This is a genomic window from Methanocalculus chunghsingensis (genome assembly GCF_018132105.1).
Classification (GTDB): Archaea; Halobacteriota; Methanomicrobia; order Methanomicrobiales; family Methanocorpusculaceae; genus Methanocalculus; species Methanocalculus chunghsingensis.
This window is the reverse complement of the sequence record NZ_JWHL01000006.1, coordinates 22,189-39,412: the sequence shown is the minus strand read 5'-3', so window position 1 is coordinate 39,412 and position 17,224 is coordinate 22,189. Positions and strand designations below refer to the sequence as shown.

The following is a 17,224-nucleotide window of genomic DNA, read 5'->3' as shown; positions in this document are numbered from 1 at the left end:
CGATCATCTCTCCAGGATTCTTGAGGCTGACGGATAGAGCATCTGGACGATGATTCCGTTGACGAAAGCGGTGAGGACAACAATCGGAACGATTGCCATGACAAAGCCGGTCAGCGTTACTGCCTTTGCAAGCATTCCGGGTGCTGCCAGGAGGAGGAGAACAACAACCCCCACGAAGGTAAATCCAGATGCAAGCGTTGCAACAGTCGCTGAGATACCCGGAGCCCCGATTTTGATCCGATCCTTCACTATCATGAAGACGAGGATACAGACGACGGCTCCGACGGGCTCTGAGATAAGATTTGCCGGCGGGAAGATTGAATGGCTGATCAATGCGGATATCAGGCCGGCGATCACCCCGATTCCAAGGGCTTCATTCACCTTCGGAACAACAAGGAGGATAGCAAGTGAATAGAACGCGATGACAAGGTTTGCGACGATCGGGCCCGGGATGACAAGTGACATAAACCGGACGATGGCCCCTGCCGCAAGCAGGATGCCGACGATTGCTATATCTCTGGATTTCATGGTATTTGCCTTAAATTCTTTGAATACGTTTCCCTGAGACTCTTTCTCATCAGCTTCCAGCCATTGACCCGCGGCAGGTGATCGACGATCTGCACCTCACGCGGAACCTTGTATCCTGCGAGATACCGACGGCAGTAGGCGATGATCTCTTCGATCCGGATGGAACGCTTCGGAACGACCGCCGCGACCGGGATCTCCCCCCGCCGTGGATCAGGAACGCCGAATATTGCGGCGTCTGCGATATCGGGGTGGCTGAGGAGGACGTTTTCAACCTCTGTGGGGTAGATCTTCCAGCCGGACATGATGATCATATCCTTCTTCCGGTCGGTGATCGAGAGCATCCCGTTCTCATCCAGGTATCCGATATCACCGGTCAGGAACCATCCCGACGGAAGGAAGACCGCCGCCGTCTCCTCGGGCATCCCATAATAGCCGAGAGCGACAGAAGGACCGCGAAGGGCGATCTCACCCTCCGTACCTGCGGGGAGGACCTGTGATGGATCCTCTGTATCAACGATCCGCACTTCGGAGTATCCGGCAGGATGGCCGACAGAGAGGAACCGGTCAGCGAGCGGATAATCATCTGCACGGATAGCAGTCCCTGTCCCGACGACGATCGTCTCCGAGAGGCCGTAGGCGTTGATGATCGGAATGCCAAACCGCTCATGAAAGGGTTTCCAGATATCAGGGTGAAGCGGGCCGCCCCCGGAGATGATCTCCCGGACCGATGCAAGCCTTCTTTCCGTTCCTGGTGGGGAGGTGAGGAGTGAATGAATCACAGGGGGCATCCCTGCAAGGATGGTCACCCGGTACTCTTCAGCCAGTCGGAGATATGTCTCCAGATCAAAACGCTCCATCACAACGAAGCTGGCACCGGCCTTCAGGGCGGCTATCCCCCAGGAGATGCCGACATGGCCCATCGGGTAGATACCAAGATAGATATCATCCGGGCGGAGGGTGAGGACCTCAGCCTCGGCATCGAGTGCTGCCATCCATCCCCCCTGGGTGAGCATCGCACCCTTCGGCCGTCCGGTGGTTCCGGAGGTATACTGAATATGGCAGAGGTCTGAACCCAGACAGTTGGCAGGCTCAATCCAGACCCTTTCATCGGGGAGGAGTCTCCATGGGACAGTTCCTTCCAAAGCCTCCCCCCCTGCGACGATGACAGTGACGCCCGGGATGGAAGATGCCATCTCTGAACCTTCGGGGTCGGTGATGATCACCCGGCTCCCTGAGTCCGATACGGCATAGGCAAGTTCCTCCCTCGTCGACACCCGGTTTGCCGGGACAGCAACGGCACCGATCCGCCATGCGGCAAAGTATGAGACGAGATAGCCTGCAGAACTCTCCAGGCAGATGGTGATCCTCTCCCCCGTTGAGACTCCATGGGAAAGGAGGATCGATCCAAGATTGCAGGTTGCATCAAGGAGATCCCGCATCGTATAGGATTCACCCGTTGTTGGAAGAATCAGAGCTGGATCGTCTGACCTTGCGGCACCGATATCAAGAAATGTAGTGATGTTTGGCATCTCCGGCTCCATGGAAAGAATATCTGTTCTCTGATGTATATATTTGTACAATAGTCATTTAAATTGACCGATCACCGGGAGGAGAAGAGCAGGAACTGGCGAGTCGTCTTCGTTCTGCGATGCCATATCCGCAGATGACGCGGATCGTTTCAGGAAATGCTGCATCACAGAGACGATCACCGGTATCAATATGGAGAAGAGGCGTTCCTCTGAGTTTTTCCGGTGTTGCCACGACGATAATATTCTCCACACCTATCCGGGAGATTGCAGCCGGGGTGATCACCTGTGTCCCACGGCCGATGATGAATCCCTGGGATCCGATCGGGCTGATGATAAGGCGTGCATCCGGGTGTCTCTCCAGGAATGCAAGGAGGGAACGTGCATCAAGATCGCCTGCAAAGCGGGTGCCTCCAGCATACGCATCAATACCAAGGAGGGTCTTTGGGAGCACCATCTCATCTGCTATCGCCTCTGTCGTCGATCCTGCACCAAGGATGAACGGACGGCCTGAGGAGAGGACGGCTGCCATAAAGCGGGCTATCTCTCTCCTCTGCCGCTCTTCATCTCCATGAGTTGCGTACGTCTCCTTCGCATGCTGGAGAAAGCCGCTCCTGTAAGGAATCCTCGCAATGCCATAGAGACGGGTGCTGAGCCGGCCGGAGCGGTATGCCACCTCATCGACATCAAGGACCTCTGCATCCTGGAGCGGGAGCGAACCGATATCCCGGATGAGAGGGGCGGCCGCCTGCGGATCTGTTGCAAAGACCGCCGAGTACATCTTGACCCCTGCCGGGATGCCAAGGATAGGAATACGGGTGCCGATCGCGGCAAGGACGTCCCTGGCGGTTCCGTCACCACCGACAAAGAGGATCAGGGCTGCTCCCGCCTCTGCGTATCTCCTGCATGCCGCCACAGTATCCTCCGCAGTCGTCGAGGCATTGCATTCATAGAGGACCGTATACCGGGAGATTCCGGCATTGCGGAGGGCATCCTCACCCATCGAACCGGATGCGGTCAGAAATTCGATCGGTTCATTTTGAAGAAGGGAGAGGGTCTCTTCCGCACGAAGGAGGGAGCGGGGCTCTGCTCCCCGCTTCAATGCCTCTTCAGAGAGGCCGTCTGTTCCCTTCAGACCGACAGTCCCCCCAAGGCCGGCAATGGGATTGATGACAAGCCCGATCCTCTGCATCACCGAACCTTCGGGAGATGGGAGAGGGATTCCCTGATCAGGTCGTCCGGACATTCATAATCGATGATCTCGCCTGCATGGTAGGCATCATATGCCGTCATGTCAAAGTGGCCATGGCCGGAGTTGCAGAAGAGGATCGTCTTCTCCTCACCGGTCTTCCTGCATTCTAGGGCGACATCAATCGCCCCTTTGACCGCATGGGCAGCTTCGGGTGCGACGATGATCCCCTCAGTCCGGGCAAAGACCTCTGCGGCGGCGAAGACCTCATTCTGGAAGTACGACACCGGGGTGATGATACCGTCATGGACGAGGCGGGAGACGATCGGGGAGTCTCCATGGTACCGCAGTCCACCTGAGTGAAGTGATGGCGGGACGAACTCGTGGCCGAGGGTGTACATCTTCAGCATTGGTGTCAGCCCGGCAACATCGCCATAGTCATACTCATAGAGTCCCTTCGTCATCGTCGGGCAGGCGGCAGGCTCGACACCGATGATCTCCGTCCCTTCCGCCTTCCCGGTGAGGATATCTCCAGCAAATGGAAACGCAATCCCTGCGAAGTTCGATCCCCCGCCGACACTGCCGATGACGACGTCCGGGTAGGAATCAACCGTCGCAAGCTGCTCCCGTGCCTCAAGGCCGATCACCGTCTGATGGAGGCAGACGTGGTTTAGGACCGATCCAAGGGCGTAATGGGTGTTTGCATTGATCGCGGCATCCTCAACCGCTTCAGAGATGGCAATGCCCAGGCTCCCGGTCGTCTCCGGATCTTTTTCAAGGACCGCCCTTCCTGCTGCGGTTTTGGTGCTCGGGCTCGGGATACATTCTGCACCCCAGACATGCATCATCGATTTTCGGTATGGTTTATGGGCATAGCTGGATCTGACCATGTAGATGGTACACTCCAGATCAAAGATATTCGTTGCAAAGGCAAGGGCTGACCCCCACTGTCCGGCCCCGGTCTCTGTGGCGATCCGCTCAATCCCCTCCTTCATATTGTAGTATGCCTGGGGAATGGCGGTATTTGGCTTATGGCTCCCTGCCGGACTGACTCCTTCGTACTTGTAGTAGATCTTTGCCGGGGTCTTGAGATACTTCTCAAGCCGGTGTGCACGATAGAGCGGGGCAGGCCTCCAGAGTTTGAGGATCTCCCGGACTTCGTCAGGGACCGGAATATCCCGCTGCTGACTCATCTCCTGAAGGATGAGTTCCTTTGGAAAGATCGGGGCGAGATCATCAGGGATAACCGGCCTGCCGGTCGCCGGATGGAGCGGCGGATCAAGCGGGGTAGGGAGATCGGCCTGGATATTATACCAGGTTCTGGGAATGCTCTCCTCATCAAGGTATATTTTGGTCTGCATCTTACAAAAACCTCCATTCAAATACAAATTTGTGGTATGATGAATATATATGTACATCTAAATGATAAATGTATCCTACAATCCGGCAAAGAGATCTAAAAAATGATATTATCGCTTCCCTGCTCTCTTCTGCCGTTTCAGGGCATCACAGCAGTCGCAATATCCGCAGAGAGTCGCGGGATATTTTTCACCAAACAGAGCGAGGAGCGTGCGCCTCCGGCAGGTATCTCCGGAGCACCAGACGGCCATCTGGGAGAGTTTGGCGAGCCGGGCCGGATGATCCACAGTTTCCGAATTTTCCTGTTTGATGAGCTTCTCTGCGATTTTAAAGTCACTCCTTGAGTATAAAAGAAGGGATTCGGAGGGCTTTCCGTCTCTGCCTGCCCTCCCGCTCTCCTGATAGAAGGATTCGATATCCTTTGGCGGATGGTAGTGGGCGACGAACCTGACATCGGGTTTGTCGATCCCCATCCCAAAGGCGATGGTTGCAGAGACGACCCGGATCTCCCCTCTCAGGAAGGCATTCTGTACACGGGTCCGCTCGTTTGCAGAGAGTCCGGCATGATAGGGGAGGGCAGGAATACCGCGTTCCCTGAGATTTTCCGCGGTCTCTTCAACAGCTTTCCGGGAGCGGCAGTAAACAATCCCGGAGCCGGGATGGTTATTTGAGATGAACTGGACGAGACGGCGGAACCGTTCCTTCTCCGTTGGCACCTCCCTGACAGTATACCTGATATTCTCCCGATCAAAGCTCCCGATGTACCGGGATGGTGATCGGAGCCTCAGTTCTCTCACAATATCATCCCGGACCTCCTCTGTCGCGGTCGCGGTGAGGGCGATGATCGGAACCTCCGGGAAGATATCCCGGATCAGCGAGAGGGAGCGGTAGTCCTTCCGGAACTGATGACCCCAGTGGGAGATGCAATGCGCCTCGTCGATGGCAAAGAGCCTCGGTCCGGCCTCTCTGAGAAGCTGTTGAAATGCCGGAAGCGCCATCCGTTCGGGAGATACATAGAGAATCCGGATTTTTCCATCTTTAATATCCGCCTCAACCGCCTTCCTCTGGTCATAGGTCTGGCCGGAGGTGAGAAGGGCTGCCTCGATCCCCTGGTCCAGGAGGCTGTCAACCTGATCCTTCATCAGGGCGATCAATGGAGAGACGACGACTGAGAGACCACCGAGCTTCACAGCAGGCAACTGGTAACAGAGGGATTTGCCGCCACCGGTCGCCATGATCGCAAGAACATCGCGGCCAGCCAGGATATCAGAGATGATCGCCTCCTGATTCGGCCGAAACGAGGTGAGACCAAAGAAAGCTTCGAGGGTCTTCTGGGTTGTCGTCTCATCACCCATGGATCGTCTCCAGTCGTCGATATTCACGGTAGCTGACGATGACAAGCCATATCGTGGCTCCGAGAGCTGAACCGATGATGAAGAGAAAGAGGTAATCAGGGAAGAAGGCACCAAGGAGTGTCAGCCCCGCAGCGATCCGGAAGGTCCGTGCACCTGCCTGATGCGTCCTCTCCCAGACGATTGCATTCTTCATCGTCCAGGGTGTTCGTATTCCGATGACAGGATTCTGGCTGGAGAGACGGGGGAGGAGGAACGAGATGCCGAGATAGAAGAGAGCGAAGATGACCGGGAAGAAGAGAAGAGGATCAACCGGATGGCCGAGTACGGTGAACGCCTGATTGATCTGGATTGCATACAGGAGACCGAGCAGTAAGACGATGAACCACCCGGCTGCTCTCTGCGTCCTCATATCCCCGGAGCCGAAGTGCCGGATCAACATTCCGAAGAGGAGAGCGGATGCAATGATAATTGCCGGGATGATTGCGAGTCCGTATGCTGTATCAGACCATGCATCAGGCTCGCCCGAGAGGTTCCAGTGTGTCGGGATAATCTCCGGGGCAACGGGATGGATGAGGGCTGCAGTGAGAAGTGAGAGTGCTATGACTGCATATAACACGAACCGATGGGTTTCCATTGTGATGCATTCATATTGATCGCTTCCCTTCAAAAGAGATACTGTCCCGGCGTATCCAAGGGACAGGGGATCTATCGCACTCAACTGATTTATAACACAAACCCGAATTACTCTTATGTACACCCGGACAAAGGGGACAATCCCCGTTCCAGGCGGCGAGGTCGGCTACTGTATTGCAGGGAAAGAGACGAACGGCACCCCGCTCATCCTGATCCATGGAGGGCCGGGAGGGAGCTATGATGCATTCGAGCCGTTCGGTTCTCTTGCCGATGCCCGGCCGGTGATCTTCTATGACCAGCTTGGATCATACCGTTCTCCTGGCAGGCCTGATACATCGTTTCTGACACTCGAACGGTTCGCCGATGAGCTGCATGCAGTCAGGAAGGCACTTGCTCCGGGGCCGGTGCATCTCCTTGGCCATTCATTTGGGGCGATGCTCGCTTTAGCATACCTCGAACGGTTTGGCCAGGACGGGATATCGTCACTGATCCTTGCCGGACCACTGATCTCGTCACCCCGCTGGGAAGCAGATCAGCGGCAGCTGCTTGCCCGGATGCCACCGGATAATCGGGCGGTGATCGAGATGCATGAAGCATCTGAGACCTATGATTCCCCCGCATACCAGGAGGCGATGATGAGCTACTACCACCGTCACGTCTGCCGGATGGAGCCCTGGCCTGACTGCCTGAACCGGATGTTTGAGCGGCTGGCTGTCCCGATCTACATGGCGATGTGGGGGCCGTCCGAGTTCACGGTCCGGGGGACCCTCCGGCAGGTAGATACAACCGGCGTGCTCCCCGACCTCAGGCTGCCTGTCCTCTATACCTGCGGCGAGTTCGATGAGGCACTACCGCTGACCGTTCGGGATTATGCAGCTATGACCGAGGGGGCGATAGTACACGTCTTTGCCGGCGCATCGCATATGCATTTTCTTGAGGCAGAAGAGGAGTATATAGCTTTTTTGAGCGCTTTTCTCAAAGGGACGGAGAAGTAGGGGAGATAGAGATACTCCCAAACAGTATCGACTATGGATCATCACGGAGACCGAGATCACAACACCCATCACCATTCAGATCGGCAAATAAAGAACAGTCACCACGACCACCACAGCAGATCTTCCCAAACGGGCAGGCACCGGCAAGGGCGGCGGCGGCTTCATCAGGGGTCATCTCACTTTGCTGGATCGAGTCACCCTCTTCCGGGGGAATGAGATGTCGGTCCCCTCCTGGTTGTTCATCAACGCATCCGGAGACGCCACAGAAGAGACCAGCCAGAAGCATCAGCCGGACTGCGGTCAGCATAGTACTATTCATCAGATCGCCTCCGTTCGAGGAACATTCTTTTTGTCATGATAATCATCCAGTTCCAGTGCATACCAAGATGGATGGCAGCCAGAATACAGAGTACAAGCCCGCTCCAGTCATGGATAAGCGTAATCGTAGGAAACGGCAGGGTCTGATATGTGAGCCCAAGCTTCGGGATGAGCCCCGGCCATTTTACTATCCCTGTCAGAGCACAGAGGATGAATGAGATGAGCATCCCCATATTGACGACATAGAGAAGAGATCTCCGTTTCATGGTACTCAAGAGAGATTCAAGGCGGAAGGAAGGGCTTTACTCCTTCCTTCTCTTCATCATCACAATGCCCGCACCAATCAGGAGAACCAATCCTCCACCGATTGCAGCGAGCATCTTCATGTTCAGGTGCCCCTCCTCAACCTCAACCTCGATTCTGCCTGATTCCCAGATAACAGCACCGGTGTCACGGTCGATCAGCTGGAAGACGACATAGGTGTCGCCATCATGATCCCCATAGATATGGACATGATCCCCGTGATCCGAGACCCGGGCAAATCCTGCCGGAGCCCCGTCTGCAATCCTTGCGGACATCGCATAGGCTGCACCGGGGTTCCGGGTTCCATGGTAGAGCGGAATAACTGATCCGCTTTCATCGATATACCGTGCCATCAGCTCGATATCCTCGCCTTCATGGATATGCGGGAGCCCTCCATGCCAGTGATCATAATGGAAATCGGCAACAACTTTGCCGGTACTCCGGTCGATGATCTCAAGCTCCACAACAACCGGGTGGACGCTTGAGATCTCATTGAAGAGCCAGGCATCTGATTTATCAATAAAATGCCCATCCACAAGCGCATGCTCTTCGGCATACCTGAGAATCTCCTCGGGAGTCGCTGTTTTTTCGACTTCCACTTTCTTCCTCAGCTCAAAGTATCCTTCCGGAAAGACATGATCGGCAAATGTGAGCGTTACTGATTCACCGGTCGAGATCCGGGTCATGGTAAACCGGTACGAATCAGCAGATCGCTCCCGTGATGCGTGCTGGAGATCATCCTGCTTTGGATCTGAGATCAATGATCCATCAGCTCCGGTGAACCAGGCCTTCCCGCGATGAGCCGGATTCATATCCTTGAAATTGCCGGTGAGATACTTTGCCGACCGAACATTACCTCTGGAGACGAGAGCGGACGTAAACTCAATGTCTGATCTCTCCGGGATCCCATCTCCCCAGATTTCGGATATTCCCGCAGCAAAAGCCCGATAGGTTACCACCATGCAGCAACCGATATGCGGGTTGTCTTTGCCATCAAGTTCTGCAAAATAGAGGGCCATATCATCAAGGGTGATCGATATCGTTCTTCCGTCTTCAGCAAGTACAATCGGAGGCAGATTCACATCCGGAGTATCACCATCGTCATGCGGGTGGGCAGATGCAAAGCCGCAGAGACAGAGAGCACATACAAATAGTACACATAATTTCTTTATCATAGTCCTTCATTCCTGTCATGTCAATAGGGTTGTTACACGAAACAATCTGGCAACAATCGCCCTTTGACATACCTTTTCATATCCACCCTTCCAGATCAGGGGATACCTGATGTATTTGGTTATTCGGTTGGTATGAAGCGTCTCCAAACAAGATTCGGAAAAAGGATGTAAAATCTCAAATAATTCGGTTTTGAAGAGAATATTGCATTGTACCGATCAAATGATTCGTCAAAACCTAATATCGTGGAAATTGACGAAAATAACGAACGAGACCATGGATAGAAGAATATACCAATGGATTTCCAATCGAATCCAAGAGAAGTCAATGATTTGAAGAGGGAAAAAAGTGATCGGCAGGGTACACGCCACCCTCACCGATTCCGTGTCATAGTACTCCGCACAGATTTTCTAATTTTTATATGGAGCTTCACCAAGTTTTGGCAGATATGTCGTATCCGCCTCTGCCCTCACAGCATGAGAGTAGAGCGCAAGCGGTATGTCCATCGGGCAGAGCTCTTCACACTGGCCGCAGTTGACACACGAGTCCGAGATATGGGCAAGTCGCCGCATGTGGAACATGGGGTTTGGCGGAACCTGCCCTGTGGGAACCATCGTAGTCGCTTTCTTCAGATCCTCTTCCTTCGGGAAACAGACCGGGCAGTTCTCGATGCATGAGTAGCATTTGATGCACCGGGAGGTCTCTTTCTGGATATCATCCCAGAGGTTCCCGGAGAGGGCGGCAAAGTCATGCTTGCGCCACTTCTCACCAAGCTTCAGCATGGCATTCTCGACTTTGCCACGAATCGCAATACCTTTTGGATCAGCTGCCGATGTGGCAACAGCTCCTGCAGCTTCTGCCTTACTGACGAGATCGGCTCCCTTCTCGGAACAGACCTCAACAAAGGTTGCCTTGCCTGCCTTGTCGCCGATGACACCCCAGTTCCCGCAGGCGAGATCTGCCTGGCGTGGAACCTTATACAGGCAGCGGCGGCAGTTGCTCCTCCGGCCATATCCTTCTTCCTCAAGCTCATCGATGGAGATGCCCTTGTGGTTGCCATCCTTTGTGATGACGATGAACTGGCCCTTGTCGATCTCCTCTTTCACGACATCGGAGGGATCGATTCCGAACTTCTCGGAGATCATCTTCCGTGCATTGACGGGAGCGACCGATCCTCCACAGTTGAGCCCGATCAGGACAAGGTTGTCAAGATTGACCTGGTTTCTCCGTGCAAGCTCAAGGAGACCCATCATGTCACAGCCTTTGACAGGGAGGGCGAGCTTCTTGTTGTTTGCTCCATCCTGATATTTTGTGAGAATCTTTGAGAGGAGAAGGGTTCCACAATGGAGTGAGCCGGCTCCTTTCTCCACATCAGCCGGATCGGTGACGATCTCGACACTGGCATCATAGACATCGGCCCCCTTCTTCACGGTGAGGACACCATCAACCATCTTGCTCTCAAGGGCATACTTTAAGAGAGCAGTAACTGCTCCTCCGCACTCGCCTTTCTCAAGGCATGCTGCGTCAGATGCCCATGCATATAACATATCGCCTTTTGCAACCATCGTAATCAGGCCTCCTGGATCTTCTCAACGGTGACAGCACAGGCCTTGAACTCCGGAATCTTCGAGACCGGATCGAGGGCGTCGTTTGTCAGGATGTTGGCTGCACATTCGACAAAGTGGAATGGCATGAACATCACGCCTTTCATGATATCCTTTGTGACACGGGCAGGCACATTGACCTGGCCACGCCGGGTCTTTGCGACGATCATCTCGTTGTCAGCGATACCGAGTTCTTTGGCATCATCGACATTGATCTCGATCCAGCCGGTTGGTACTTCGCTGTCAAGCGACTCGGAACGCCGGGTCATACCACCGGTGTGCCAGTGGAATAAGCTCCTCCCGGTCGTCAGGATGAACGGATACTCGGCGTCAGGAACTTCTGCCGGATATTTGAACGGGATGGCCGTCATCAGACCCTTGCTGTCGGGCATTGCGGGGGCAAATGCCGCGGTGTGCAGGATCGGGGTGCCGGGGTGGTCGGCTGCGGGGCAGGGCCACTGGAGCGCTTCGGGTTTGTTGATACGCTCATACGACATACCGCCATAGGACGGGGTCAGGCTGGTGATCTCGTTGAAGATATCCTCAGCAGACTGCCAGGCGAACTGCTCTGCATAGCCCATCTTTGCGGCAACCTCGGCGATGATCTGCCAGTCGACTTTTGCCTGGCCGGGTGGGTCCTGCGCCTTTCTGAAACGCTGGACACGACGCTCGGTCGAGGTCTGGCATCCATCCTTCTCTGCATAGCAGGTGGCGGGGAGGACGACATCGGCCATCTCGGCGGTCTCGGTCATGAAGATATCCTGGACGACGAGGAACTCAAGCTTCTCCATTGCTTCTTTTACATGCGAGAGGTTTGCATCAGAGAGCATCGGGTTCTCGCCCATGATGTACATGCCCTTTAATTCGCCGGGCTTCTCATTGAGCGTCTTGAGCATGATGGTGACTTCATACCCGTTCTGTGGCGCACAGATGCCGTCCGGGAAGCCCCAGGCATCGGAGAACTTCTTGTGGGCGGCTTCATCGATGACCTTCTGGTAGCCGGTGAAGACGACAGGGAGACAGCCCATGTCACAGGCACCCTGGACATTGTTCTGGCCACGGAGCGGGTTCACACCGGTGCCGGGCCGACCGATGTTGCCGGTGAGCATGGCGAGGTTGGCGGTCGATTTGACGTTATCCACACCGGTGGTGTGCTGCGTGATACCCATCGAGAAGAGGAGCGAGGAGGCGCCGCTTGTGGCGTACCATTCTGCGGCCTGCTTCAGCTGGGCGGCGGGGATACCCGAGATCTTCTCGACGTTCTCAAGCGAGTATTCGGGCTTCATGACTTCGCCCTTCAGGGCGTCATACTCGACACAACGCTTCTCGATGAACTCTTTGTCTTCCCAGCCGTTTTTGATGATCTCCTGCATCATTGCGTTGAAGATGGCCACATCGGTGCCGCTTCTAAACTGCATGTACAGGTCGGCCTGCTTGCCGGTGGCGGTGAGACGGGGATCAGCGTAGATCAGTTTGGCGCCGTTCTTCCGGGCACGGGCGACACTCCGGCCGATGAGCGGGTGCTGCTCAAAGGTGTTGCTCCCGATGATGAAGATACACTTCGATTCGGCGATGTCGGCGATCGAGTTGGTCATTGCACCGGAGCCGAACGTCGTTGCAAGCCCGGCGACGGAGGAGGAGTGGCAGAGACGGGCACAGTGATCGATGTGCGTCGTCTTCAGTACACCACGGGCGAACTTCATGATCGCATAGTTCTCCTCGTTGCTGACACGGGCAGAGGCAAGCACTGCAAGCTCGCTCGGCTTGTAGGACTTCAGCTTCTGGGCGATGAGGTCGTATGCCTCGTCCCAGCTGGCTTCGACGAACTTCCCGTCCTTCTTGATGAGCGGGGTGGTCAGCCGGTCTTCACTGTTAATGAACTCGTGAGCATAGACGCCCTTTGGACAGAGTTTCCCCTCATTGACGGGGGAGCGCTGGTATGGGGCGACGCCCACGACCTTGCCGTCGTTGACGACCAGGTTCATGCTGCAGCCTGTCCCGCAGTACGGGCAGGTGGTTTGTACATATTTCATTGCCATGGTTAAACCTCGGACAATAGAGTGGTGTAATATTCATGGCTTAAATATGTTGATTTGAATTTTATTGCTTTAATGCACCCCTATTTGGAAATTGGCTGTAAACTTAACTTAGTTAACGTTCATACGATTTTGTTTTGCATGTTGCGAACAGAGAGCAGGTACCAAATCCGACGAGATCACCTTTGGAGAGAAAAGAGTATTCCTTTGAGAGATGAGCTTTTCTAACCTTTTTATAGGTTTTGATAAGATATATTACGTGCATGGACACCGGAATATAAAGGAGAGGTATAGTGCGCGGCATATCGCGAATTATATACAAATATCAGAGGTTCTGCTTTTTCTGTATCGGTAACTCATGAATCAGAAATGAAGGGAAATGCATCATCCTCCCGAGGGGAGGAGTAGACGGCGTAAAAAGACTTCTTCGCGGATTAAATCATGAACAAACGAATATTATGGAGAATACCCAGATAGTTCAGAAAAAAGCTGCATGGGAGAGGGAAATCATCCCCACCCCCTCATCAGCGGAATGAGGAATCTTATATTCCACTGACAAATGAGAGAGAAATATCTCCATCGGCCGAGGAGAGGGTGAGAGAGCCATCTTCAATGATGTACAGATCCATCTTCGGCAGAAGAGAGAAGAAACGGCTCTCCCGGTCCATCAGGCCCGGAGGAGACTGGCAGTAGACCAGGGTCGAGACCGGGTGATCGATCACCAGCATCGAACCGTCTATCTGGTAGCCCGCAGAGTAACTGTTGCATCCACCGGAACCGCCGATCCGCTCACCATCAAAGGTTGCGGTTACTGCCCGTTCAGGGATGGCCTCGGTACGAGTGCCATTCTCAGTGATGGAGAGAAGCCTCCACTGCACTCCGGTCAGGGAGAGGGCGGGCGACTCAATGGCACGCTTGAAGGTGAGAAGCGGGGAACCGTCTGCGGCAGAGAGGACAAGCCTCTCACCATCGACTGCAATGGCTTCTGCCTCGCCAAGGAGGGAGAGGTATCGTGTCTCCTGTGCCATAATGCCAGCCTCCCCACAGAACATCTTCGTGGCTCCGATCGCTCCTATGGAGATCCCGGCTCCATCCACACTGTATGATCCCATATACCGGTTGCATCCTGCCGAGCCGGAGATGCTCTCTTCATCAAAGATGAGAGTAATCTCAGAGCCTGAGATGACGGAGGAGACCGCATCATCATAATGGAGAGCGGTAAGCTGCCATTCTGATCCTTTGATGTACTCTGCCAGCCCCTCATCCGGGATTGCGGGGATCTCCCTGAAGCGATCAAAGACGAGGAGGAATGAACCGTCAGCAGCCGACAGGGTAAGGTTCTCTTCATCGGCAGCAATTACATCTGCATCGCCGAGGAGGGAGAGATAGAGCGCCTCCTGATCCATAACACCGGGTTCTCCACAGTACATCAGGGTTGAGCCGATTGTTCCGATGGAGATCTCGGAACCAACCAGACTGTACGATCCAAAGTACTGGTTGCAGCCGGCAGATCCGGCGATGGTGTCTTCATCGAACCGAACTGTGATTGTCGTATTCGGAAGGACCGGGGATGCCGATCCATCAACATAGAGTGTGGAGAGCTGCCATGTTGTTCCGGGGAGATTCGATCCGATCTCATCATCCGGTGGAGGCGGAGGAACAGATACGCAGCCTGCTGCAACCAGGGCAATGGATGCCCCAAGGAGGAGGGCTGTTATTGTAAGAAGTCTTCTCATACCAGTAGTATCGGCCACCCTTTAATAATACTATGGCGATTACTTCAAATTTCTTCGCATCTATCACCGGGGAGGCATAATCACTTCATCCCTGGCGGCACCATCCTCTTCTCCAGCCATCCAAATGAGGTATCGAGGAAGAGGGCGATCCCGATGGCGGGGAGGGCCCCGGACATCATCTTCATCATATTCACCCCGGCGAGCCCTTCAAAGACGACTGTTCCAAGCCCGCCGCTCCCGATCATCGCCGTCAGTATCGCAACACTGTTTGCAAGGATCGCGGCGAACTTCACCCCTGCAAAGATTGCAGGATAGGCATTCGGGAGCCGGACATACCTGATGATCTCCCATTGGGAGAGGCCGATGCCCTCGGCAGAGGCGATGAGTGCAGGATCCAGGGACGAAAGCCCGACCCATGTATTTTTGATGATCGGGAGGAGAGCCCGGAGGAGGATGGCGATGATCGCGGGCCAGAACCCGATCCCGATGAGCGGAACGACGAAGGCAACAACGGCAAATGTTGGAACCGCCTGCATCAGGTTTGCCATGACCATGACGACCTTCTGCAAGGACCGGCTGTAGAGGGAAAGGATGGCAAGTGGTATTCCAAGGAGAATGCTCGCAATGAGAGCGATATATGCAAGGATGATATGCTGAAGAACCGGGGTTCCAAGCAGCTCAAGGCTCACCATGATCCAAACCTCCTCTTCAGTTCCGCCTCGATACCGCCTGCGATACCATCAAGGATGACGGCAAGAAGCCCGACCCAGATACCCGCAACAAAGATGATATCGGGCCGCATCAGGTTAATCCCGGTCTGGAGCGGTGCTCCGAGCCCCCCTGCACCAAAGATCCCGCCAAGGGTGACGATCCCCATCGTAAAGACGATGGCAATCCGGATCCCACCGGCGATCATCGGGAAGGCGAGGGGAAACCGGATCTTCATGAGGATATCCCGTTCAACCAGCCCCATCGCCCGCCCGACCTCAAGGAGCTCGGGGCCGACAGAGATAAGCCCTGTATAGGTGTTTCGTGCAATCGGGAGGATCGAGTAGAGGACGCAGGCGATGATCGTCGGGACAGTCCCTATTCCTGCAAGAGGAATGAGAAGAATGAGAAGGGCGATATCAGGGAAGGTCTGCACCGCATTCAGGGTCGAAAAGACCGGTGGTGAATATCTCCTCCGCCGGTAGAGAAAGAGTCCGGTCGCCACCCCGATAGTGATTGCCAGCAGGAGGGCGATGGTGAATATCTGAAGATGCTCTATCGTCCGTTCGGTCAGATTATATCTGATCCAGACCGTCTGTATCTCATCGATCATCCGGGGTCACCCTATACAAGCCGCCGCAGAACCTCATCAGGGGTGAAGATGCCAAGCAGCTCCTCACCATTCATAACAAGGGCAATGGAATCTCCATCAGCCTTCATGCCGGAGATTGCCGAGAGGGCTGTGCCATCCGGTCTCAGGATGGGGGGGGATCGGGCATAGGATCCAACCGTCCCCGAAAGCCGGCCACCCCGCAGAAGATCAGAGATCCAGACAACTCCGGAGAGGGATGACCCGTCACTGATGACCGCAACCTCCTCACCCCCATCGGTCATCAGGACAATCGCAGAACTGATTGAGGTAGAAGCCTGAAGAAGGCATACCCGGGAGACCGGCCGCATGATATCCTGTACGGTCAGGTTCTCAAGATGTCTGTACAGGTGATCAGACCCGACGAGTCCGGCGACCATCGGATCAGCAGGACTCAGGATGAGATCCCGTGCAGTACCCACCTGTACAATCCTTCCTTCATGCATGATCGCGATCCGATCGCCAAGCCGGAACGCCTCATTGATATCATGGGTCACAAAGACGATCGTTCTGCCGATATCCTCCTTGATCCCGATGAACTCATCCTGCAGCTGCCGCCTGAGAAGGGGGTCAAGGGCCCCGAACGGCTCATCCATCAGAAGGAGGGGGGGATCCATGACAAGTGCCCTGGCAAGGCCTATCCGCTGCTGCTGGCCGCCGGAGAGCTCCTTTGGATATCGATCCATAAAGATCTCCGGGGGAAGATGAACGAGGGTGAGGAGCTCTTTCACCCGCTCTTCGATCCGATCATGGCTCCACCCCTCGATCTTTGGGACAAGGCCGATATTCTCCCTGACAGTCATATGGGGGAAGAGGCCGATCTGCTGGATCACATACCCGATATTCTTCCGCAGAATGATCTCATCGATGCTGGTGATAGCAGTCCCGTTGATCGAGATGGAGCCCTGATCGGGATCGATCAGCCGGTTGATCATCCGGAGTGTCGTCGTCTTCCCGGACCCCGATCCTCCGATGAGGATGAGCAGCTCGCCACCCTGTACCTCAAGGCTGACATCATCAACGGCAACCGTCTCTCCAAACCTCTTCGTTATCCCTCGTATCGTGATGGTATCGATACGCTCAAACGGCCGTCCCTGATCCAGATCATCACA

At 54.8% G+C, this 17,224-nt stretch carries 16 protein-coding genes; 1 reads left to right on the top strand and 15 read right to left on the bottom strand.

Annotation, left to right across the window (positions count from 1 at the left end):
* Positions 1–3: 3 nt before the first annotated feature.
* The 6 genes from RJ53_RS05465 to RJ53_RS05440 form a co-directional block, all read right to left on the bottom strand.
* Positions 4–528, bottom strand: coding sequence for a hypothetical protein (locus tag RJ53_RS05465; protein ID WP_211530607.1), 525 nt, complete (start codon positions 526–528; stop codon positions 4–6).
* The gene (locus tag RJ53_RS05460; RefSeq protein WP_211530606.1) at positions 525–2,057 is read right to left on the bottom strand and encodes a class I adenylate-forming enzyme family protein; all 1,533 of its coding nucleotides are present in this window, start codon (positions 2,055–2,057) and stop codon (positions 525–527) included. The genes RJ53_RS05465 and RJ53_RS05460 overlap by 4 nt, the downstream gene beginning before the upstream one ends.
* Positions 2,058–2,115: 58 nt before the next feature.
* Complete coding sequence (locus RJ53_RS05455; RefSeq protein WP_211530605.1) at positions 2,116–3,246, bottom strand: ATP-NAD kinase family protein; 1,131 nt, start codon at positions 3,244–3,246, stop codon at positions 2,116–2,118.
* Positions 3,246–4,604 carry a TrpB-like pyridoxal phosphate-dependent enzyme gene (locus tag RJ53_RS05450; RefSeq protein WP_211530604.1) on the bottom strand — a complete coding sequence of 453 codons (1,359 nt, stop codon included), beginning with the start codon at positions 4,602–4,604 and terminating at the stop codon, positions 3,246–3,248. Before RJ53_RS05450 ends, RJ53_RS05455 begins: the two co-directional genes overlap by 1 nt.
* A 108-nt stretch (positions 4,605–4,712) precedes the next feature.
* The gene (locus RJ53_RS05445) at positions 4,713–5,957 is read right to left on the bottom strand and encodes a RecQ family ATP-dependent DNA helicase (RefSeq protein ID WP_211530603.1); all 1,245 of its coding nucleotides are present in this window, start codon (positions 5,955–5,957) and stop codon (positions 4,713–4,715) included.
* On the bottom strand, positions 5,950–6,573 hold the full coding sequence (locus RJ53_RS05440) for an SdpI family protein (protein WP_211530602.1): 624 nt from the start codon (positions 6,571–6,573) through the stop codon (positions 5,950–5,952). Before RJ53_RS05440 ends, RJ53_RS05445 begins: the two co-directional genes overlap by 8 nt.
* Before the next feature lie 133 nt (positions 6,574–6,706).
* Between RJ53_RS05440 and RJ53_RS05435 the strand changes: the two genes are divergently transcribed.
* Positions 6,707–7,585, top strand: coding sequence for a proline iminopeptidase-family hydrolase (locus RJ53_RS05435; RefSeq protein ID WP_211530601.1), 879 nt, complete (start codon positions 6,707–6,709; stop codon positions 7,583–7,585).
* A gap of 31 nt (positions 7,586–7,616) precedes the next feature.
* Here RJ53_RS05435 and RJ53_RS05430 read toward each other — a convergent pair whose 3' ends face one another.
* From RJ53_RS05430 to RJ53_RS05390, 9 genes are all read right to left on the bottom strand, one after another.
* Positions 7,617–7,904, bottom strand: coding sequence for a hypothetical protein (locus RJ53_RS05430; RefSeq protein WP_211530600.1), 288 nt, complete (start codon positions 7,902–7,904; stop codon positions 7,617–7,619).
* Positions 7,897–8,169 (bottom strand): DUF4405 domain-containing protein, encoded by a 273-nt coding sequence (locus RJ53_RS05425; RefSeq protein ID WP_211530599.1) that lies wholly within the window; start codon positions 8,167–8,169, stop codon positions 7,897–7,899. Before RJ53_RS05425 ends, RJ53_RS05430 begins: the two co-directional genes overlap by 8 nt.
* Before the next feature lie 36 nt (positions 8,170–8,205).
* Entirely contained in the window at positions 8,206–9,381 is a 1,176-nt protein-coding gene (locus RJ53_RS05420) for a hypothetical protein (protein ID WP_211530598.1), read from the bottom strand.
* Positions 9,382–9,789: 408 nt separating this feature from the next.
* A complete protein-coding gene (locus RJ53_RS05415) occupies positions 9,790–10,944 on the bottom strand; it encodes a Coenzyme F420 hydrogenase/dehydrogenase, beta subunit C-terminal domain (RefSeq protein WP_211530597.1) in 1,155 nt (384 codons plus the stop codon).
* 5 nt (positions 10,945–10,949) lie between these two features.
* Entirely contained in the window at positions 10,950–13,022 is a 2,073-nt protein-coding gene (gene fdhF, locus RJ53_RS05410; RefSeq protein WP_211530596.1) for a formate dehydrogenase subunit alpha, read from the bottom strand.
* 539 nt (positions 13,023–13,561) lie between these two features.
* A complete protein-coding gene (locus RJ53_RS05405; protein WP_211530595.1) occupies positions 13,562–14,755 on the bottom strand; it encodes an META domain-containing protein in 1,194 nt (397 codons plus the stop codon).
* A gap of 80 nt (positions 14,756–14,835) precedes the next feature.
* A complete protein-coding gene (locus RJ53_RS05400) occupies positions 14,836–15,447 on the bottom strand; it encodes an ABC transporter permease (protein ID WP_211530594.1) in 612 nt (203 codons plus the stop codon).
* Complete coding sequence (locus tag RJ53_RS05395) at positions 15,441–16,076, bottom strand: ABC transporter permease (protein ID WP_211530593.1); 636 nt, start codon at positions 16,074–16,076, stop codon at positions 15,441–15,443. Before RJ53_RS05395 ends, RJ53_RS05400 begins: the two co-directional genes overlap by 7 nt.
* Before the next feature lie 11 nt (positions 16,077–16,087).
* Positions 16,088–17,164: an ABC transporter ATP-binding protein gene (locus RJ53_RS05390; protein ID WP_343221841.1), complete on the bottom strand. Its 1,077-nt coding sequence runs from the start codon at positions 17,162–17,164 to the stop codon at positions 16,088–16,090.
* Positions 17,165–17,224 lie beyond the last annotated feature (60 nt).